Origin of the sequence: Neptunomonas sp. XY-337 (assembly GCF_004959845.1) — a bacterium.
Classification (GTDB): domain Bacteria; phylum Pseudomonadota; class Gammaproteobacteria; order Pseudomonadales; family Balneatricaceae; genus Neptunomonas; species Neptunomonas marina.
Window position 1 is genome coordinate 118097 of sequence record NZ_SPLL01000006.1, and the last position, 20034, is coordinate 138130.

The 20034-nt window shown below is 50.4% G+C and carries 16 protein-coding genes; 9 read left to right on the plus strand and 7 right to left on the minus strand.

Going from position 1 to position 20034, the window contains the following annotated elements; all coding sequences use genetic code 11:
- The first annotated feature begins 60 nt into the window (after window positions 1-60).
- Window positions 61-1950: an AMP-binding protein gene (locus tag E4L36_RS13970; protein WP_136681110.1), complete on the plus strand. Its 1890-nt coding sequence runs from the start codon at window positions 61-63 to the stop codon at window positions 1948-1950.
- A gap of 141 nt (window positions 1951-2091) precedes the next feature.
- Here E4L36_RS13970 and E4L36_RS13975 read toward each other — a convergent pair whose 3' ends face one another.
- The 5 genes from E4L36_RS13975 to E4L36_RS13995 all read right to left on the minus strand — a co-directional run bounded on the left by E4L36_RS13975 (window position 2092) and on the right by E4L36_RS13995 (window position 8043).
- Window positions 2092-3330 carry an NnrS family protein gene (locus E4L36_RS13975; RefSeq protein WP_136681111.1) on the minus strand — a complete coding sequence of 413 codons (1239 nt, stop codon included), beginning with the start codon at window positions 3328-3330 and terminating at the stop codon, window positions 2092-2094.
- Window positions 3320-4072 (minus strand): ATP-binding cassette domain-containing protein, encoded by a 753-nt coding sequence (locus E4L36_RS13980; RefSeq protein ID WP_136681112.1) that lies wholly within the window; start codon window positions 4070-4072, stop codon window positions 3320-3322. The genes E4L36_RS13975 and E4L36_RS13980 overlap by 11 nt, the downstream gene beginning before the upstream one ends.
- Window positions 4060-4842 carry an ABC transporter permease subunit gene (locus E4L36_RS13985; protein WP_136681113.1) on the minus strand — a complete coding sequence of 261 codons (783 nt, stop codon included), beginning with the start codon at window positions 4840-4842 and terminating at the stop codon, window positions 4060-4062. Before E4L36_RS13985 ends, E4L36_RS13980 begins: the two co-directional genes overlap by 13 nt.
- A gap of 74 nt (window positions 4843-4916) precedes the next feature.
- Window positions 4917-5906 (minus strand): ABC transporter substrate-binding protein, encoded by a 990-nt coding sequence (locus E4L36_RS13990; RefSeq protein WP_206064562.1) that lies wholly within the window; start codon window positions 5904-5906, stop codon window positions 4917-4919.
- A gap of 1 nt (window position 5907) precedes the next feature.
- On the minus strand, window positions 5908-8043 hold the full coding sequence (locus E4L36_RS13995; protein ID WP_206064563.1) for a TonB-dependent receptor: 2136 nt from the start codon (window positions 8041-8043) through the stop codon (window positions 5908-5910).
- A gap of 172 nt (window positions 8044-8215) precedes the next feature.
- Between E4L36_RS13995 and E4L36_RS14000 the strand changes: the two genes are divergently transcribed.
- Entirely contained in the window at window positions 8216-8890 is a 675-nt protein-coding gene (locus E4L36_RS14000) for a Crp/Fnr family transcriptional regulator (RefSeq protein WP_136681114.1), read from the plus strand.
- A gap of 102 nt (window positions 8891-8992) precedes the next feature.
- Here E4L36_RS14000 and E4L36_RS14005 read toward each other — a convergent pair whose 3' ends face one another.
- A complete protein-coding gene (locus E4L36_RS14005) occupies window positions 8993-11089 on the minus strand; it encodes a TonB-dependent siderophore receptor (protein WP_136681115.1) in 2097 nt (698 codons plus the stop codon).
- Window positions 11090-11474: 385 nt separating this feature from the next.
- On the opposite strand from E4L36_RS14005, the gene E4L36_RS14010 reads away from it, so the two are divergent.
- Window positions 11475-13496: a TonB-dependent siderophore receptor gene (locus tag E4L36_RS14010; protein ID WP_136681116.1), complete on the plus strand. Its 2022-nt coding sequence runs from the start codon at window positions 11475-11477 to the stop codon at window positions 13494-13496.
- A 68-nt stretch (window positions 13497-13564) separates the two neighbouring features.
- Here E4L36_RS14010 and E4L36_RS14015 read toward each other — a convergent pair whose 3' ends face one another.
- On the minus strand, window positions 13565-14215 hold the full coding sequence (locus E4L36_RS14015) for a GntR family transcriptional regulator (protein ID WP_136681117.1): 651 nt from the start codon (window positions 14213-14215) through the stop codon (window positions 13565-13567).
- A gap of 160 nt (window positions 14216-14375) precedes the next feature.
- Between E4L36_RS14015 and E4L36_RS14020 the strand changes: the two genes are divergently transcribed.
- From E4L36_RS14020 to E4L36_RS14045, 6 genes are all read left to right on the plus strand, one after another.
- Window positions 14376-15314, plus strand: coding sequence for an ABC transporter substrate-binding protein (locus tag E4L36_RS14020; protein WP_136681118.1), 939 nt, complete (start codon window positions 14376-14378; stop codon window positions 15312-15314).
- Window positions 15315-15326: 12 nt separating this feature from the next.
- Complete coding sequence (locus tag E4L36_RS14025) at window positions 15327-16298, plus strand: iron ABC transporter permease (RefSeq protein WP_136681119.1); 972 nt, start codon at window positions 15327-15329, stop codon at window positions 16296-16298.
- The gene (locus E4L36_RS14030) at window positions 16291-17322 is read left to right on the plus strand and encodes an iron ABC transporter permease (protein ID WP_136681120.1); all 1032 of its coding nucleotides are present in this window, start codon (window positions 16291-16293) and stop codon (window positions 17320-17322) included. Before E4L36_RS14025 ends, E4L36_RS14030 begins: the two co-directional genes overlap by 8 nt.
- Before the next feature lie 18 nt (window positions 17323-17340).
- Window positions 17341-18141, plus strand: a complete 801-nt coding sequence (locus E4L36_RS14035; protein WP_136681121.1) for an ABC transporter ATP-binding protein — start codon at window positions 17341-17343, stop codon at window positions 18139-18141.
- Complete coding sequence (locus E4L36_RS14040) at window positions 18138-18950, plus strand: alpha/beta hydrolase (RefSeq protein ID WP_136681122.1); 813 nt, start codon at window positions 18138-18140, stop codon at window positions 18948-18950. Before E4L36_RS14035 ends, E4L36_RS14040 begins: the two co-directional genes overlap by 4 nt.
- A 104-nt stretch (window positions 18951-19054) precedes the next feature.
- Window positions 19055-19936 (plus strand): DMT family transporter, encoded by an 882-nt coding sequence (locus E4L36_RS14045; protein WP_136681123.1) that lies wholly within the window; start codon window positions 19055-19057, stop codon window positions 19934-19936.
- The last annotated feature ends 98 nt before the right edge of the window (window positions 19937-20034 follow it).

Genomic DNA, 20034 nt, shown 5'->3' on the forward strand with positions numbered 1-20034 from the left:
CGGAAGCGGGGCGCTTACTTCATTGCCGTAATAACAATAAAGAACGCATGAGGCCTTTCCATGGGATATAAAGAAGAATATCTAAATGCGCTTGAGAGCCCAGAATCCTATTGGGCAGAGCAGGCGAAAGCGATCAGCTGGTTTAAAGCGCCTGAAACCATTTTAGAAAAAACGGAGCATGGTACGTACTGTTGGTACCCCGATGGTGAGCTTAACAGCTGCTATTTGGCCGTCGATAAACAGATCGAAGAGGGGCGTGGTGAACAGGTAGCGCTCTATTACGATTCGCCCGCTGCTGATAAGAAAGAAGCGATCACCTACAACCAGTTACACGAGCGTGTAGCGCGTTTTGCGGGTGCGTTGAAAGGGTTGGGCGTTGAGAAAGGTGACCGTGTTGTCATCTACATGCCGATGATCCCTGAAGCGGCCGTTGCCATGCTTGCTTGTGCGCGCTTGGGTGCAATCCATTCGGTTGTGTTTGGTGGTTTTGCCGCAAACGAGTTAGCAATCCGTATCGACGATGCTACACCTAAGCTGATTTTGACCGCGTCTTGCGGTATCGAGTTTGATAAGAAGATCGCTTACAAGCCGCTCGTGGATAAAGCCGTCGAGCTGTCGACGCATAAACCCTCCCACACAATTGTTTGCCAGCGCGAGATGCTCACGGCAGAGATGGATCCCGCCCGTGATCTTGACTGGTATGAGTTCCAAGAGGGTGCTCAACCGGCTGATTGCGTCCCGGTGAAAGGCTCCGATCCGCTTTATATTCTTTATACCTCTGGCACCACTGGCCAACCGAAAGGTATCGTTCGCGATAATGGTGGTCATGCGGTAGCGCTGCGTTATGCGTTTAACAACGTTTACGGTATGCAGGCGGGTGACGTGTGGTGGGGCGCTTCTGATATTGGGTGGGTGGTTGGCCACTCCTTTATTGTTTATGGGCCTTTGATGGGCGGTGGCAGCGCGATCTTCTTTGAAGGCAAGCCGATTCGTAACCCCGATGCGGGCACGTTCTGGCGTGTTATCGAAGAGTATGGCGTCAACTCCATGTTCTGTGCGCCAACGGCGTTCCGTGCTATCCGTAAAGAAGACCCAGAAGGTGCGCTCTCGAAGAACTATAACCTCTCGAGCCTGCGTTGGGTGTTTGTTGCTGGCGAAAAGCTCGATTCATCAACATATGACTGGTTGAGCGGACTACTCGGTGTACCGGTTATTGATCACTGGTGGCAAACGGAAACAGGCTGGCCGATGACCTCACCTATGATGGGTTGGGATAATCCGTCTGAGGAGCGCTTAGGCTCAACTAACAAACCTATTCCGGGCTACGATATCCGTGTTCTTGACGGCGACGGTAACGATGTTGAGCCAAATGAGTCAGGCAATATTTGTGTGACGTTACCTATGCCACCGGGTGTGGCATGGAGTATCTGGAATAAACCGCAGCGCTATATCGACTCTTACCTAACGGCATTCCCAGGCTTTTATCACACCGGTGATGGTGGCTTCAAAGATGACGATGGCTACATCTACATCACGGGGCGTACTGACGATGTGATCAATGTCTCGGGCCACCGTCTATCTACCGGTGAGATGGAGGAAGTGGTTTCTGCTCACCCAGCAGTGGCGGAGTGTGCCGTGATCGGTGTAACTGATTCACTGAAAGGGCAGCTACCGGTTGGCCTGATCGTTCTCAAAGCGGGTGAAGAGATTAGCGAAGAGGACTTAGAGCAGGAGCTAGTGGCACGAGTGCGTGACCAAGTGGGTGCTCTGGCATGTTTCCGCCGTGCTGTAGTGGTGGATCGTTTGCCTAAGACGCGTTCCGGTAAAATCTTGCGCGCGATTCTGCGCAAGATCGCTGCCGCTGAGAGTTACAAAATGCCATCAACGATCGATGATGAAACGATCTTGCCAGAGATAGAAGAGGTGCTGAAAGAGCGCGGCTTCGTGTAAGGTATTTTGCGGTTAAGCAATGGCACCTTAGGGTGCCATTTTTTATGGCATTTATTGATGCAGCATCGTGTTAATTAAAGCTGTTGGGCGTTTACCACTTTGCTGAGGAGTAAATTAAACGCCCAAGCGATAGTCGGGCTGTTACCCAGGCAAGCCATCGATACGCGGCCTACTTAGCATCGGGTAGAACTGCACAAAATAGATCAGAAAAGGTAGCGCCCAGATTAATGCTGATGCCAGATACATCCACTGACTGTAAGGCATAAAGAATGGGATGCTTGCTCTAATGAGAGTGGCGATGGCGATAAGCATGATACTGGCGCGAATCCAGTTGTTGGCAACAAGGGGGCGGCCAGTATGCACCATGCCAACAATGATCATGACTGAATAAAAGGCTAAACCCAGAGCACCGGTGGTGAGGAAATGTCGAAAGTGGCTGACCTGATAAGGCTGATTTTCTAAGTAGGCAAACCCCATCAATCCGTAGCCTAACGAGATGAAAATCAGCACTAGCGCAAGGGGTAAAATAAAGGTATCGAAAATAACAACGGCCTTGGTTAAAAAGAGGTCATTTAACGTATTCAGGAGTGCAGCTGTCACCGCGAAGCCTAGCCAAGCAAGTACGCGGTTGCCTGGCATCAAGTACTCCGACACCGTAAAAAGACCAATGCAGAGTATGGCAATGTTATAGCGCGGAGGGCGAGCAATAAAAATCTCATCAATCTGCCTCTGCTCTAGCCAATTGTTGACGATAGCCGTACTAACCCGCCGTAGTGTTAATAAAACCAGTACCATAAACGCGCCGAGAGATGCATATAAAGCGGCTTGAGGGTTTTCATGCAGTACACCAAGTTTGCTGGCAAAAAAAACGCATTGGATGAACCAAATTATCGCCAAGGTGACTACCAAGCTTAAATGACGCTTTTGAGGGTCGCGCCAAACAGGGGGAATTGCCCAAACAATAACCCCGAGTAGCAATGGTAGATGGAGGGTTGCAACTGTAAGAACGCCGAGAAAGTCGATCAACCAAAATCCAATACGCCCAAAAAACCAAAGTGCAACGAGGGCGAGTAACGTTCTGCCGGTAATAGGCTTAAGATCAGGAAAAAACTCGGGGAGCGCCGTCAACATGAATCCGATAATCCCGCCACTGGCAACACCAAACAACATTTCGTAAATGTGCCATGTGAGCACGTCTTGCATGAATGAAATAGAGAGCAATCCGCTCCAGACCATACCCCAAAGTACGATGGATACCACCACATAAGCGCTAAGTAACAGGAATGTAGGTCGAAAAGCATAAGCCAGCAGGGGAAGCTGTGGGCTTTTGAGGCGAGTGTGGTCGAAAGTATCCGCAATGACTTGGCGTTTATCGGGCATAAAGGCTTAACTCGAATGTTTCAATGATGGTGGGTTCTGCCAATAGCTTTGCTGTTGTCTCATGAACAAACAGGGTGTCGCGCAGGTGTTTAGGGGTATCGATCGGAAAGCAGCGCACGATTTCACCGGGTTCACCGGCGAGGAGTAGAATGTCATCACTTAGTTTCACCGCTTCCATCAAGTCATGGGTGATAAACAAAATAGAGAGGTTATGCGTTTGGTTCCGAGTAATCAGTAAGTGCTGTAGTTCTTGTTTAAGACCGATATCCAAAGCAGAGAAGGGCTCATCTAAGAAAAGTAGTTCTGGCTCGGTGACGAGCGCACGAGCAAAGGAAACACGTTGACGCATGCCGCCGCTGAGGTCTTTCGGAAATTTTGTTAAGTCACGTTGCTCCAATCCAAGTTGCTCTGCAATTTTAGTTGCGTTTTGGTGACGTATATTCCGGGGGACACCGAGCGACTTTAAACCAAAGGCGATGTTATTCAGCGTGTTTTGCCATGGTAGTAAGCGAGGCTCTTGAAACGCAAAAGCATAACGCTCAAACGAGTTTTCGATTCGCCCGGTTTCTAACGTCAGCAAGTTAGCGCATAAATGCATCAACGTGGTTTTTCCGCCGCCGCTGGGACCCACAATCGACACGACACGCCCCTGATCTAGGCAAAAACTGATATTTTTAAGAATGTCAGTCGGGCCAAAGCGGTGACTAATGTTGTGCACCTGTAATTGCTTTACTCCCGCCACTGCTCAACCTCCCGCTTGATCGGCTCCATGATGAGATACTCGATAAGTAATAACGAGGCAACCAGCATCATCACTAAGGCAAGGGCACCTGATGTATCGAGTTGGCTACGTGTGATGGCGAGCGCAGCGCCAATACCATCCGTTGTTGATAACAGTTCAGCCATAACAACAATCTTCCAGCTCATACCCAGCGCAGCAATCCATGCTGGAAAAAGATAAGAAAAAATATGGGGGAAATAGACATCAATAAACTTGATATGCCAAGGTGCCTGAAAGCTTTCGGCCATCTCTTTTAAGTTTCCCTCCAGCGTTTTTGTACCGTGGAGTGCGCCGATGAAAATGATGGGGAAGCAAGCGACCACGACCGTGAAAATTACTGTGGTGTCGCTCATACCGAACCAGATCATCGCCAATACAATCCATGCGATAGGTGGCATACCCATAAATACGGTAATCAGGGGGCGACTCAACATGGCCGCGGTAGAAAAAAGTCCTGCGCTGAGGCCTAAGAAGCTGCCTAATGCAGCAGAGATAAAAAAGCCGCTGATCGCGCGCTTTATCGTGATTTGCATTTCAGGCCAGATGCCTTCATGAGTCAGCATGTCGATGCTGCGTAATGCTGTTTCATAAGGGGCAGGTAACACCAACTGGCCGAAATGTTGGTAGCCTAATTCCCACAATGCGATCAACAAAAATAAACTGGCAATAGCGCCCCAGCCACTCCAAACATAGCGTGGAAAATCGATTAGAATCTTAAGGAATGCGTGCATACTTGCTAAGTGCTCTGGCCGCTATCGCTATTGAGGTGTTTAAAATCAGCGGCGCACATGGAACGCCGCTTATACTACTGATAGTAAAAATTATTATCAGGTAGCTTGCCACCAATGAGTGCGGGTGTGCGCTGATGTAATAGATTGAAGAAGAACGTTAACTCAGAGCGGGCATCTACAGCAGAAACAGCGTCAAATTGACTGACGCTTATCGCGTCGGCCACGGCCTCGGGCGTCAGCATGGGAAGGCGTGCTGCGACTAACTTTCCGGCCTCGATAGGATTATCAATACACCACTGCGTAGCTTTGGCATATTCTTCGATAAATCGCTTTACGACATGCTGGGGTAGCTGGCTGTTTAATAAGGCGATCCCCGCTTGAGGCACCTTACTTTCTCTGTTAAAAACCCGCCCCCACTCTGCTTGAAGGTCAACACTTCGATAAAGCTCAGGCGCGATAATTTTTGCAGGTAAGGATTTTGTTTTGCGCAGCGCCATCGATAACGCTGGCTCAGCGAGCAGTGCGTGGTCAACTCTGCGCATGATCAGTAGCTGCATGGCATCTAATGGTGTCGCGACATAGCGCAGTTGAAAATCCGTTTTGAGATTTAGGCCTTGGCGTTCAGCCAGCTCGCTGAAAATCAGGTCCGGCATATCGCCTCGGAATGGAATCGCGATCTCTTTGCCCTTAAAGTCACTGAGGGTTTCTAGGTCAGGCTCGCGGGAGATCATCCATAAAATTCCCCACACCGAAACGTTGAGTAGCTTAAGGTCTACACCACGATTGTACAGATTGGCTGCCACGTTGGTTGGGGTGGCAATAAAGTCGGTATCGCCATTTAGCGCTAGCGCCCGCATTTGGTCTGGATTTTGCCAGACTTTAAATTCGACATGAGATGCCACATCGGCAAGCGCACCGGATTCGATCATACGAATCATCGGGTTCGACACGGAGGCGAAGGGCCCTGCTAGAACGATTTTGTCTACCTTATCGGCAGCATGAGCGCTGATGCAGATGAAAAGTAAGCCTGCCAGGCTTGCGGTAATGTGTTTCAAAAGCTGCATATTAGAATGCCATGTTCCATGTCAGGTGTGCGTTAATCCCGGGAGCTAGCGGTTCGGACCCGCTTAAGCCGGTTGTTAAGTGTTCGTGATACTCTTCATCCAACAGATTATTCACGGCAAGGGAGATTGAGTTTTTGTACCCGCCTTGTGTTGGCGCAAACCGATAACCGAGTCCCAAATCAACCGTAGTGAAGTCGCTGGTTGTATCCTCTGTGCCGTTAGTCAGTTGGGTGCCAACTCGGTCTTGCTCTGCCACTATGCGGGCGGCGATGTTCCAGTTCCAGCCGTGCGATGGATCGCTGCGTAACCCCAGAGAAAGTTCGGCAGGGGGGATTCCAGCAAGCGGTTCGTTATCATATTTGTTTTCCCCACGTAGGTAGCTGAAATTGGCGAATGCGAGTAGGTCGTTGCCTAAATCATGATCTAGCGTTGCTTCAATTCCGGTCAATGTGACCTCAGCGAGGTTTTCCGTCACTTTGATCGGTAATCCAGTCTTAACGTGCTTGGCGCCTGTAACACGGCCGATAATATAGTCGTTAATACGTGAGTGGTAAGCGGCCAATGTATAGCGAGTTCTCTCTAGGCTACCTTTTATGCCGACTTCCAGTGTGGTGCTTTCCTCGGGGTCTAGCAGCGGATTTCCTTGATGGAGGAAGCCGTCGCCCCGCGGGCTAGACTCAAAGCGTTCGCGCATGTCTGGTGCGCGATAAGCGCGCGCTAGGTTTACATAGGGGTTCAATGCCGACGTGTGGTTGTAAACTGTCCCTAGGGACCAAGAGAATGTGTTGTTGGTTTGTGTTAACGGAGTTTGAGGGGGAAGACCTGCTGCTGCATCGGCTTTTCCGGTGATGCGGTCATACCGTACGCCCGCTTTAATTTTCCATTTATCGAGCATCACTTCATCTTGGAGATAGATACCTGCCGATGTGATTCGGCCTTTGTCAAACGGATCATTTCGCAGGTTGTTATTGAAATGGGGTGGGTTGGTATCCATGTAGCGATCTGGATCGCCAGTCATTTTCCATAGGTCGGCGCCCAATGTTAGTAAGTGGTTTTCGGTCGGCGCCATGTCCAATTTAAGACTGCTACCGACCGTAGAAAACGATACGTCAGTACGGACAACATCACGCTGCAGTTTGTCGCTGAACGCTGCAATCGTGCGATCAATATCTTGTTGGTATAAGTTGATACGTAGTTGCGGGTTTGATTCACCAGCCAAAGCTGTTTCAAACGCAACTTCATAGAGACTGCGCTTTGTTTGCGGCGAGCGAATCGTCTGCGTGCCATGGGCTCGGTGGGGTTTCGCAGAACCTGGATACCATACATCGTCATCAACTTGATGTTGTAGGTTGAGCGATAGCGTACTGACTTCACTAAGGCGGGTGCGGTATTTTGCCGCAACAGACTTCTGTTGGTATCCGCTGTTTTCTGTGTCACCTGCGGGCGTTGAGTAATCATCAACGTCAAGCGCTGAGAGGTTCAGGTTGAGCGCGTGGTCAGCATTACTAATCGCTAGGCCTGCTGCTGTGCGAATGCCGTTATCTGCGCTTGAGCCACCTACGCGAATGTTGCCATGTGCTTCGGGTTGCTCTGTAAAGTCTGCTTGCTGAGTCACTATATTGATAACTCCGCCGATAGCGCCGGATCCATACAACACCGATGCCGGACCTTTGACAACCTCAACGCGTTCCACTTGGTTAAGATCGACTAACGATGCGATTGCTCCGTAAGGTTGAGCGGAGTTTAATCGTATACCGTCCACCATGATAACGACTTGCTCTTTTTTCAGCCCACGGATAACAGGGTTCATACCCCACGCACCATCCGCGGCTACCGCCAACCCGGGTTCTCCTCGGAGTAAGTCGCCTAAATTATCGGCGCTACTGCGCTCAATTGCAGAGCGATCAATAATGGTCACAGCATGAGGCGTGTTAGTCACATCGGCTTCATGCCCCGAAGCGGTCACCGTTATTGTTTCCATGCGATATGATGATGTCGGTTCCGCATCCGCGAATACCATGTTGGCATGAGTAGCGGCGACGCTAGCTATGACGCCGAGCACGCTAATTGGGATAGTTTGACGGCGCAGCGCAAAGTTGACCCTCGGGTGGGGTAGGCGGTTCGAAGAGGTGGGCATGGACTTTCCTTTTACCAGTCAAATTGAATTCGTTTAAGTGCCAACGAAGAAGTTACGCAGATAATGTCTTTATTAAGAGATCTTTAACAAAAGAGTAAATGATAATTTTTCGCATTAATCGTATTATTCATTTCTGCTCTGTTAACTGAAATGATATTTGTCACATCCCCTTATGAATAACGTTGTGTTAGATGGTTTAAAGCAAGGCAATCTATTTTCTGACCTGAGCGAAGGTGAATTGCAGCCAGTGATCAGTGCGGGGCGTTTGAAGCGTCTCAAGCAAGGCGAATACTTGTTTCGTTATGAAGATGAGGCGGATCACGCCTTTTTAATTAAGCAAGGGCGTGTGAGCGTCTATCGTTGGACACCTGAGGGCGAGACTAAAAAGTTTCATACCTTTACTGCAGGCGATATGGTGGCCGAGGCGGCTATGTTTATGCGTCATGGCCTGTATCCAATGAATGCGCAAGCGGAGGCAGACACGGAAGTTTTCGCTATTCCCCGTGCTGTGTTACGTGAAATATGTCTACAACAACCGGATGTGGCGCTCAAGCTTATTGAATCTATGGGGCAGCGCTTGTTGTCGTTAGTGAACCGTGTTGATCAGCTTTCAAGCAGCAGTGCGGGTAGAACCTTTGTCAGTTGGCTTGTGGAGCAATGTAAAGGTCAGTCTGAACCGGTAGCATTGACGGTGAATCGGCAAGAGCTAGCTGTACAGCTTGGCATCGCACCAGAAACGCTCTCGCGCTTGTTAAATAAATACCGTACTTCTGGATTAATACGAGGCCAGCGTGGGCGTATTGAGATCTGCGATGTGAAAGGGCTGTTGGCGATGGAGCAACTATAAGAGAGATGTACCAGACAAACCGATGGTGGTTTTAAGGCACTCTGGGTGGTGAAGGGGAAACTGTTGAACAGAAACCACCCAGAGTGAAAAAGAACCTTCGACTTAGAAATCGAGTTTCGCTTCTACGATAAAGGCGCGGCCTTGTGCCGGTACGCGTCCCACTGGGCTAACATCGACGCCGCGAAAGTAATACTCTTCGTCGAGCAGATTGTTGACCGCTAGGGACAGCTGCAACTCTTTATTGTTAGCCAGAGCAAGTGTTCGAGCTAAGCGCGCGTTGAGCAGGGTGTAGGAAGCCAGTTCTCCTGCACTGCCGTTGGCTGTCTCTTGCTGTGTATTGGCAGCATCACTAAAGCTATCACTGACATGAAGTGCTGTTAGGTTGGCTTGCCATGGCCCAGCATCATAATTAGCCTGTGCAGAGATACGATGGCGTGGCGCATTGGGTAATTCGTTGCCGCGATGGGCGCCTGACTTCTGCTCAGTGTCCAAGTAACTGTAACCTAGCTCCAACTGGAGTTGCTCATTGGCCTGCCAGTCTGTAGTAATTTCGATCCCTTGAGATAACGCATCACCTAAGTTGAGGTAGGTATTGCTAGGCTTGTCGTATTGAATCAAATCCGTGTGGTCAATGCGGAACAGGGTAACTTGAGTACTTAGAGTATCGCTGGTATCAAAGCGTGCTCCCACTTCATAATTCCATGCCGTTTCATTCGCGACTTCACCGCTTTTGGTCACTTGAGCTGTTTGTACCGGCACGAGTGAACGTTGAGCATTGGCAAACACGAATAAGCGGTCATCGGCTTGGTAGCCGACCGTCAGACCCGGTAGCCACTCATCGACATCATTGTTCTCTTTGTTGCCGCTCTTGTTGTCGATGTAGTCGGTCGAAACATTTTCATAACGCAAGCCCGGCGTGATGTGCAGTCGCTCATCAAGCAAGCTAATTGTGTCGCTAGCGTACAGCGCATACGCATCTGTTTCGAAGTGCCAGTCACGAACGTTAGCATAGGTGCTGCTCGCTAGGGCTTCTCGGTTTACGTCGAAGTCGACGGTCTCACTGATATAGCGAGCTCCCACCGTTATCTGGTGCTCGCCTGTTTGCCAGCTCAGTCGAGGTTCCGTGCCAAACACCGTAAACAAACGAGGTGAATCAGCGATGTGCGTTGCTGCGTAGGCAGGATCTGCCCAATGACCCCCTTGCCCTAAACGCTGACCAAAGAGGAAGGTGCGATCAGCATCATGAGCGAAATTGCGCCATTGGAATTCGACATCCTCTGAGGGAGTATATGTCCATGTGAGGGTGCCGCGTAACATATCAGCGTCGTATGCATCGTGAGGGCGTTGGGACTGGCTGCTATCGGCTGCGTATGCTTGTGGGCTGAGTGCGCCCGGAAGTTCGGCATCGACATCGTAATATTGCAATTGGGCTGCTATATCGTTGTCCGCATCGAGTTGATATTGCGCATCGAGAATGAAGTTTGCTACATCGGTATCGGAGTGGTCACGCGTCCCCGCACCTGTTTGAAGGTTGGCCTGAACTTGCAACGCTAGATCTTCGTTGACCTGCCCACCGGCACGATAGAAGGTGCTACTAAAGATATGTCCCGTTGCTTCTGAAATGGTGAGCTTTTGGCTCAACGTTTGGCGGGTTTCGTACGGGATGGCACGAGTATGAAGGTTGATGACACCTCCGAGGTTATTGGGGCCAAAATGAACAGCCGCGCCGCCGCGAACGATGTCTACCGTTTCAATACTATCTAGGGTGACGGGGAAAAGTGATACGCCGACGTTGGTATAAGGGCCGATAGCGAGGGGATACCCGTCCACCAAAAACTGCACGCGTTCACTACGCAATGGGTTTAAACCCCGCACACCAATATTGGGTAGGATGCCCGTTCCTGTCTCGTCGAGGACCTGTAGCCCTGGCGCTGCTCGCAGCGCATCTTCAAGGTTGAGAGCACCGCGTTGGTGGAGTTCTTCCTCGCTGATCACGTCGCGTGAGCCTGGATACGTCTTGACCTCTTCAGGGGCGGCGGAACCTAACCAGTTACCTGTAATAACTAAGGTATCTGGAGTCTCTGGGGCGTCACTAGCATGAGCGAGTGGCGCTAGGGTAGCGAGTAAGATGAATCGATACAGCGCTTTGCGCTTGACGAGCCTTGACGGTGTGGCAGTGGGGAGGCTGAGTGTACTCATAGCTTTTTCTCTTCGTGTCCTGCTAGCTTATGGCGCCCTTGGGGCAGTTAAAGCGAAACCAGAGCCGATTTAATAGCATGGTCTGTTTCGTGGCGCGGCCATAATAGTTAGAAATTGGCGCCAATTCAAGTTGTTAATAATCATTATCATTTGAGTGGGTTTTTTACGTGCTTCTCCAAGCAGCTGTAGCTGTTTAGTGGAGAAGGGCGACAATGCTATTGCATAGATTTGAGAGTGAGCTGATAAAGAAAGGGTGTTTTCTTTCGATTAAGTGTCGATTTTTTCCAAAATTAAAGTTGATTTCGCTTTAAGTGTTGAAAGTGATTATGATATTTGTTCTCATTGGCGCCAATAAAAGTATCTGCTGATTCGAATGGAGTTAAACATGAAACCTGCGTATGCCCTCAAGCCCCTGTCGGCTGGCATTTTACTTGCTGTAACAACGATGTCTGCACAATCTCAAGAGACGGTTGTCAATGAAAGTATCACCGTTCAGGGTGATGTGTTTTCTGAATACGCAGCGCAACTGCCAACGTCTGGCACTAAAACTGATCTTCCATGGCTCGATGTGCCGCAGGCGGTGTCAGTTGTTACCGGCACAGAGATGCATGACCGTGGCGCTGTACGTTTGGTTGATGCGTTACAAGGCGTTGCAGGTATGAATAATACTCTGGGTGAGGGTAGCCGTGACCAGTTCGTGATTCGCGGGTTCGATGGTCTAAACGATCTATATCGCGATGGTATGCGTGATGAGGGCCGCTTGCAGTCCTATCGTAGCTTAGCCAATGTAGAGCGTGTTGAGGTGGTCAAGGGCGCAGCGGGAGCGTTGTATGGGCGCGGCTCGGCAGGCGGGTTAATTAATCTGGTGACCAAACGTGCAAACGGCGAGAAGTTTACCCGAGTGGTTTCTCAAGTGGGTACCGACGGTGTAATTGTCGGACGGGTTGATACCTCAGGGCAGATCAGTGAGGGTGTCAATGCGCGTCTGAATATGGAGTACCGCCAAAGTGACTCATTTGTAGATAACGTTGATTCTGAAGACTTTTTTATTGCTCCAACCATCCGAATTCAGCCGAATGAGCAACACACCGTCGACGTGGATGTAGAGTTTGCTCACCAAGAGTTAGTCCCTTATCGCGGTGTACCATCAAAAGATGGTTTGCCCGTTGATGTGCCCGTTGAAACATTTTTTGGTGGCACTGACGATTATCAAGAATTTGATAGCCTGCGCCTAGCTGTTACGCACGAAATGCAAATTTCACCCGAGGTGAAGTGGACCAATCGCGCTGCATGGAACAGCATCGAACTGGAGCAAAAAGGCACGCGCCAAGGCCGTGTTACGGGCAATGAAGTGTCACAAACGGTGAACAATTTTGCCTACGATCCACGGACGATTGGTACGCTGCAGTCAGAGCTTGCTTGGGAAACTGCCGACAACCAATTGCTGGTGGGCGTTGATTACAACAAGACTGACATTGATTTGCGCTACGCCAAATATGGTGCTTTAAGTTCTCAACCACTCTATGACCCAGTCACGCGGACAACCTTGGATCCAGGCTTTGCTCCGTGGCGTGATAATACGACGGAAACATTTGGCGTATTTGCGCAGAACGTGCATAGCTTCGGTGACTTATCGTTAGTTGCCAACGTACGTTACGATCAGATGGACCTAGAGCAACGCAAAGTAGGAAAAGATAAAGAGTATCTAGACGACGATAAGGTGAGTTACCGTGCAGGTGCAGTTTACCGCCTCAATCCAAACGTCTCGCTATACGCGACTGCAGCACGTTCTTGGCAGTTGCCGTACTCCGGTATTTATATCAATCCAAAGCTGGCGGAATTTTTCCATACCGACCTGCTTGAGGTTGGTGCTAAGGGTTATCTGCTTGATGATGCACTGATGGTCAACATGGCGTTGTTCCAGATTGAGCAAGAGCAACCAAAAACGAATGTATCTGGCGATGTTGTCGCTAAGCAAGAAGTACGTCATCGAGGTATTGAGCTAGAGGCGCGTGGCGAATTAACCCCACGTTGGAATATCGCTGCGGGTTATAGTTACCTAGAGGCTGAAGATACAGCGACGGGCTTAAAGCCCAACGATGTATCAGATCACCTGTTCTCTCTATGGTCAACATACCAATTGGATTCACAATGGAAAGTGGGTGCTGGCGTTAAGTATGTGGGCGAGCGATACGCGGGGAACGGTGAAAAGGTTAAATTAGATGACTACATGCTGCTCGATATGATGGTGCGCTACCAGTGGCGCCAGCACAGCCTGCAGCTGAATGCTAAAAATTTGCTGGATGAGACCTATTACCTGGGCGCAACTGGCGGCGGTTCAGGTTTGAACCAAATCGGCTACGGTGCACCGGCTCAATTCTTGCTCACGTATAACTATCAGTTCTAAGGGGGCTAGATGCAGGCCGCGTGTGCTATCGCGAGGCCTGCATTTTGGCGCCAATGTTATACCGCCGCTTATAACTCCTCGTAACCTTCGCGCCAGCGGTTAAGATGTTGGTAAATGAGCGATTGTAAGCGGGTTATGTTGCGTTGACGCAGGGCCTCAACCATATCGAAGTGATCTTGGCAGCTGGCTGCTACGGTAGAGGGTTTGGCCCAGCCTTGATTGGCTCGGCCCACGCCTCGTTCGCGCATTTCATCGATCATATTGGATAAGTAGGTATTGTTAGCATAGCGATAGAAGGTGCGATGGAAGGCAAAGTTGCGCTCCATCATGTGCTTTTGGTCACTATTCTCAAACGCTTCGCGGAAGCCTTCAGCGAGTGTTTGCAGCTCCTCAAGGCCCTCGCTATCGACGTTAGCCATAACTTTGAGTGCAACGGCACTTTCCAAAAGTTCGCGCGCTTCGGTAATAGCGATACGCTCTTGTATAGAGTGCTCAATAACACGGTACCCTTTGTAAGGAACGTGCTGGAGAAAGCCGCTGTTGCTGAGCTCTGTAAATGCGGAGCGCACCGTAAAACGATTGACGTTGAACGACCTTTCGATGTCGATCTGTTTAAGCCATTCACCGGGGCGATAAATGCCTGCGCCAATCTTTTCTTTAAGCTGGCAAATCAGTTGTTGGGTTGCTTGGTCAGTCAGCAGCTTGCTTTTGGTGCTCATCAATTATCCTTAATTGGGTGTGGCGGGTGCAGTTGGCTTTTATCTTACACGATTCTGCGGATTAAGCGGGCCAAGTGATTCTAATTTTGGCGCCAATTATGCCATGATGTGCGCCGACCATAAAAACCACCAAAGTTCACAAGAGAGGTAGTTGTAGCGTATGCAACGAAGAGTGTTTTGGCAGAGCCTTTTACTAAGTAGCTTGCTGATATGGGGCTGCCGGGTTGGGGCTATCACGGATGACCGGGGTGTCGATATCGTGCTATCTCAACCGGCGCAACGTGTGGCTGCGATCTCAACGTTTGGTGCTGATCTATTACTAACGCTGGGTATTACGCCAGCGGCGGTGACCAGTTTCGGACCATTGAGCCGCCCAGATTTCTTGGCAGCCGATCTGGAGGACGTGCCGATCATCGGTTCACGTGCGCAAATTAATATGGAATTGCTATCAGAAGTTGATCCGGACCTCATTCTTGCTATCCGGCGCTACACAGAGAAGTCTGCTGACCAACTGACGCGGATCGCTCCTTATATGGCGCTCGATTTAGTCACCTTAGAAGATAGTTATCGCGGCGTGCAAGTTGCCGGCGCGGCCGTGGGCAAGTCTGCAGCTGCGCTTGAGCTAAATAGCACCTTTGCGCAAACGTTGAGCGAATTTCAGGCGCGCGCGCCGGGTGGTGTTTCCGCAGCGCTATTGGTAACAAGTAGTGATACGCCTTTCATTTATTACGATCATTTTATTAGTGCACAGCTATTAACCTATTTGAATGCCACCAATATAGCGGGTGCTTCTCCACATCCTTCGCAGCGCTTGCCGTTAGGCTACAGGATCAGCCTTGAAGCGCTGTTAGAGGCGGACCCTGATGTAATTTTTCTGTTTGCTTCAAATAAAAAGCGCGCGTTTACGTTAAATCCGATTTGGCCTTATTTGAAGGCTGTGCGGAATCAGCGTGTTTACGAAGTGGGCCATCATTGGAAAGAAGCCGCCGGCCCTCAAGCTAGAGCGTTGATTTTGCGAGAGATGGCACATCGGTTATATCCCGAGGTATTTCCACTGCCCTCTTTGCCGCCTTCTATTCAAAGCCGTCCTTACCGCTGATGTTGATGTCTCATGTCACTTAATATTCGTGTTGTGTCGTTGCTCTTTATTCTGCTGGTGATGCTGTTTTTGGTCGGCCACCAGTTTATTGGCTTGGATGTTCTAGGGGCGTTCTTCCAAGGTGAGGCATCAATGCTTCAGCATGTTGTTATTTGGGAACTCCGCATGCCACGTAACGTGCTGGCGCTGTTGGTGGGCGCCGCACTGGCATTAGCGGGTGGCGTTATGCAGGGAGTTACCCGTAACCCTTTGGCTTCGCCGGGGTTAACGGGGGTGGTCTCCGGAGCCTCACTTGCGATCGTTCTGTTGGTGACTGTGGGTGAAGTCGCGGCACAGTGGCTTCCTATCGCAGGCTTCTTAGGTGGTTTGTGTGCTGCGGCGTTAACATTTTTACTTGCCTGGCAGGAAGGGTATTTCTCTCCGTTGCGGGTGGTCTTGGCAGGGGTTGCCGTGAGTGCTCTATGTGTCGCTGTTATGACCGCGCTCTTACTATTTTCAGGAGCTGAATCAGGCGACTTATTTTTTTGGTTGGCGGGAGGCTTGAGTGGGCGTGGTTGGTTGCAGGTGCAACAAGTGCTTGGCTGGGTGCTGGTGCCTATGTTGGTGAGCTTTGCGATGCTGAAGCGATTTAACCTTTTACTCTTGGGTGATGATATCGCCCAGAGTCTGGGGTTGTCTGTACAGCGCTGGCGTCTGATGTTTTTACTGGCGGCTGTTTTGATGACCTCCGCCGTTGTGAGTGTTGCAGGGCCAGTAGGATTTGTCGGACTGTTGGTCCCCCATATTAGCCAGCAATTGATCGGTCAAACACACCGGTTTTGGCTACCCTTTACCGCGTTTCTTGGCGCTTTGGTTTTGTTGTTTGCCGATGTGTTAGCGCGTGTGCTTGCTGCACCTCAAGAAGCTCCCTTAGGTGTGATAACAGCGCTGTTAGGTGGTCCATGGTTGTTACTTCTGATCCGAAAAGGGAGGGCGGATGCATAAATTAATATCTGCGTATGATCAGGCGCCGCGTTGGCCACTCGTGTTGGGATTTATAGCTCTGCTAGGTGCAAGTTTATGTCTTAGCTTGGTGGCGGGTGCTGCAAGCTTAACTTTGGCGCAGTGGACGGCGTTTTTTAACGGAGTTGCGAGCACACATGTGAATTGGGTGATTAACGAAGTTCGCTTACCGCGAGCGTTACTCGCGAGTATGGTGGGAGCGCACTTCGCGCTTGCGGGCTTTATATTGCAAACGGTGACCAGAAACGCGCTAGCAGATGCTGGTATTTTGGGTATCTCTGCGGGTGCGAGTTTAGCAGCGGTTGGTGCAATTTTGAGTGCCACGATGTTGGATTTACAGATGTTTTCCAGCAGCACTATCGTGAGTGCCCTGCCTTATATCGCTATGTTAGGAGGAGTGGCGGTTGCGCTGGGTATTTACCGGCTCAGTGGTGCCACTCGCATGACGCCGTTACGTTTGATTGTGACAGGAGTGGTACTGTCGAGTGTGCTTAATGCGTGTGTTACGGGTGCGCTGGCGCTGTGGGGGCATTCGCAAACCGAAATGATTATGGAGTGGCTGGCGGGGAGTCTACATGGACGTAACTGGTCGCATGTATACAGCTTATGGCCATGGACACTTTTCGGCTTAGCAGGGTGTGTGTTATTGCGGCGGCCTCTCGCAGTATTGCGTTTAGATGACGATCTTGCGCTGGGACTAGGGCTGCGAGTGTCTCTCTGGCGCTTTGCCGCTTTGGCGCTTGCTGCAATGTTGGCAGCCAGTGCGGTTGGTGTGGTCGGCCCGGTCGGCTTTGTAGGTCTCTTGGTTCCCCATATCTGTCGTCGCCTTTGCGTTGCAAACTTTGGTCTCCAGTTTGTTTGCTGCGTTGGTGTTGGTGCGCTGTTAATGATGCTGGCAGATGTCCTTGGGCGAGTAATTATATTGCCTTATGAGTTACCCGTCGGCGTTGTATGCGCTTTGATTGGTGTCCCGTTCTTCCTCTACCTACTGCGCCGTCAAGTTTAAATGAAAGAGACTAATAAGATGAGTCTAGTGGCTCGAAACGTATGTTTGGGTTATGCCAAAAAGGCAATTATTACTGATTTAAGTGTGTCCGTGCCCGTGGGTAAAGTAACAGCGCTTATTGGGCCAAATGGCTGCGGAAAAAGCACGCTTTTGAGAGGCTGTGCAGGTTTGCTGCAGCCCCAGTCTGGGGAGTTGCTGCTCAATGACACGCCCATTTCGTCATGGCCGCGCCGCGCATTAGCGCTGAAGCTGGCGCATCTGCCGCAAAAACCAGCAGCGCCGGACGGTATACTGGTGGAGCACCTAGTTTGCTTCGGACGCTTTCCCTATCAAGGGTTATGGAAAGGGCACAGCGCAGAGGATCAAGCGATCGTGCGGTGGGCGATGGAACGCACAGGTGTTGCTGCGTACGCCGATAAGCCAGTCGCTGCACTTTCGGGGGGCGAACAGCAGCGGGTATGGATTGCGATGGCTATCGCGCAGCAGGCCGAAATTTTAATTCTTGATGAGCCGACAACCTACCTTGACTGGGGGCATCAATTAGAAATTTTAGAGCTGCTTAGAGAGCTGAACCAAGAGGGGCTAACAGTGGTTATGTCACTGCATGACCTTAACCAAGCTGCGCAGTTTTCTGATCACATTTTGGCGATGCGCGATGGTCGGCTTATCGGCCAAGGTGAGCCTTCTCAAGTGATTACTCGCGATTTACTGCACCGTGTCTTTCAGGTGGATGCGCGTGTTGAGATACAAGCGAATGGTAAACCTTACTGCATCGCAAAGGGCACCGCTGCCAATACGGATTTGCAAGGAAGCGTATGACAATAAGAGATCTGCAGCTGCGTTTTCAGCGCGGCCGTATTCCCTTTACGGCGTGTCGAGCTGATGCGCGATTTTCCTACTGCTTGTATATCCCCCAAGCCTTGTTAGATGAACCCGAGCGTCGTCGTCCGCTCGTGGTGGTTGTGCATGGCTCTGGACGTACTGCCGAAAGTTACCGGGACTACTTTATTGAGTTTGCAGAACAGCACGCTTGTGTTGTGTTAGTGCCTCTATTTCCGCTAGGTGTACCGGCATTAGAGCCGCATGATGGCTACAAAATGCGCTATAAAAGTCGCGTACGATTTGATAGCGTGCTGCTCTCTATGGTGGCAGAGGTGAGCGAAAATTATGCAGTAGAGGCCCGGTTTTCTCTGTATGGCTTTTCCGGGGGGGCTCAGTTCGCGCACCGGTTTTTCTATTTGCATCCAGAACGTTTAAGGGCGCTATCGTTGGCGGCCCCAGGGCATATTACGCTAATCGACCCAACGCGCGATTGGCCCGATGGCACGGCAAATATTCAGCATACCTTTGACTGTCACCCCGTTGATCTTGTGGTGATGCAAGATGTTGCGATCCAATTAGTGATCGGTAGCCAAGACAACGAGACGTTACACGACCCGTTGACGGGGCGGCGTTATACTAGGCAGCAGCATGTACAGCGGCTTGCACACAACTATACCTCCCTTGGTTTGGCAGTAGAGACTGTGACTGTACAGGGTGTGGGGCATGATGGGTTTAGTTTATTGCCGCACAGCCAAGCGTTTCTAAGTAGGTTTATGTCGGCACCGGATATGGTGAGGTTATGTTAATTTCGCCGGGTCTGCTTAGGCTTTGGCGTGGCGGCTAGCTTTGAGTTGCTGCTGTGCGCTACGCTGGCCGCTTCAACTGGTTTAGAGATAGAAGAAGGGAATTTATGGATGAACGTAAAGCGCTGCTGTTCGCGTTAGGCGCTGTGTTGCTTTGGTCCACCGTAGCCACGGCATTTAAAATAACCCTGACATATTTCACACCGATCAAAATGCTGTTTTTGGCGAGCGGCTTCTCTATCGTCGCTCTGGCGGCTGTGGCAGGTATTCAAGGTAAGCTGACGCAGGCGGGGGACGTTTTTCGCTCGCGCCCGCTATTTTTTGTATCAATGGGGCTGATTAACCCCTTGGCCTACTATTTGGTGCTCTTTGCCGCCTATGATCTGCTTCCCGCTTCACAAGCTCAGCCGCTGAACTACAGTTGGGCGATCACCTTGACCTTGATGGCGGCATTTTTCTTGGGGCATCCCATTCGGCGTTACGATATCTGGGCAATCCTTTTTGGCTATCTAGGTGTGGTGGTGATAGCCACCAAGGGAGATATATTGGGGCTACAATTTGATAGTCCGTTAGGTGTTGGTCTGGCGCTATTCTCTACGATTTTATGGTCTTCGTATTGGATTCTTAATGCTAAAAATAGTGCTGACCCTGTGTTGTCGGTGCTGCTGGGGTTTATCGTTTCTCTGCCGCTGTCTGGCGCGATGAGCCTGTGGGAAGGTGCTTGGCAACCCGTACCTTGGCAGGGATGGTTCGCGGTCGGTTACGTGGGCTTTTTTGAGATGGGTATTACCTTTGTGCTGTGGTTAACGGCGCTTAAGAGTACCGAAAACACTGCCCGTATCAGTAACTTGATCTTTATCTCGCCCTTTATCTCGCTGTTATTGCTCGCCACAATTATCGGTGAAGAGATCCATTTGGCGACGATTGTTGGCCTTGTTCTTATTGTCGTGGGTTTGCTCATTCAGCAAATGAAACGCCAACCTAACTAAATTAATTATTATATCTTTCAATATGTTATAGCCAGCTCAGCGGGTCTTTTCGCGCTGGCTTCCCGCCTTGAAATGCCTTTCTACTCACTGGCGTAAGC

Bases quoted from the DNA above. Each gene is read 5' to 3' on its own strand.
- E4L36_RS13990 (WP_206064562.1), bottom strand. From the start codon at position 5,906: ATGCAGCTTTTGAAACACATTACCGCAAGCCTGGCAGGCTTACTTTTC.
- E4L36_RS14000 (WP_136681114.1), top strand. From the start codon at position 8,216: ATGAATAACGTTGTGTTAGATGGTTTAAAGCAAGGCAATCTATTTTCT.
- E4L36_RS13970 (WP_136681110.1), top strand. From the start codon at position 61: ATGGGATATAAAGAAGAATATCTAAATGCGCTTGAGAGCCCAGAATCC.
- E4L36_RS13995 (WP_206064563.1), bottom strand. From the start codon at position 8,043: ATGCCCACCTCTTCGAACCGCCTACCCCACCCGAGGGTCAACTTTGCG.
- E4L36_RS14025 (WP_136681119.1), top strand. From the start codon at position 15,327: ATGTCACTTAATATTCGTGTTGTGTCGTTGCTCTTTATTCTGCTGGTG.
- E4L36_RS14040 (WP_136681122.1), top strand. From the start codon at position 18,138: ATGACAATAAGAGATCTGCAGCTGCGTTTTCAGCGCGGCCGTATTCCC.
- E4L36_RS14010 (WP_136681116.1), top strand. From the start codon at position 11,475: ATGAAACCTGCGTATGCCCTCAAGCCCCTGTCGGCTGGCATTTTACTT.
- E4L36_RS14005 (WP_136681115.1), bottom strand. From the start codon at position 11,089: ATGAGTACACTCAGCCTCCCCACTGCCACACCGTCAAGGCTCGTCAAG.
- E4L36_RS13985 (WP_136681113.1), bottom strand. From the start codon at position 4,842: ATGCACGCATTCCTTAAGATTCTAATCGATTTTCCACGCTATGTTTGG.
- E4L36_RS14030 (WP_136681120.1), top strand. From the start codon at position 16,291: ATGCATAAATTAATATCTGCGTATGATCAGGCGCCGCGTTGGCCACTC.
- E4L36_RS14015 (WP_136681117.1), bottom strand. From the start codon at position 14,215: ATGAGCACCAAAAGCAAGCTGCTGACTGACCAAGCAACCCAACAACTG.
- E4L36_RS14045 (WP_136681123.1), top strand. From the start codon at position 19,055: ATGGATGAACGTAAAGCGCTGCTGTTCGCGTTAGGCGCTGTGTTGCTT.
- E4L36_RS14035 (WP_136681121.1), top strand. From the start codon at position 17,341: ATGAGTCTAGTGGCTCGAAACGTATGTTTGGGTTATGCCAAAAAGGCA.
- E4L36_RS14020 (WP_136681118.1), top strand. From the start codon at position 14,376: ATGCAACGAAGAGTGTTTTGGCAGAGCCTTTTACTAAGTAGCTTGCTG.
- E4L36_RS13975 (WP_136681111.1), bottom strand. From the start codon at position 3,330: ATGCCCGATAAACGCCAAGTCATTGCGGATACTTTCGACCACACTCGC.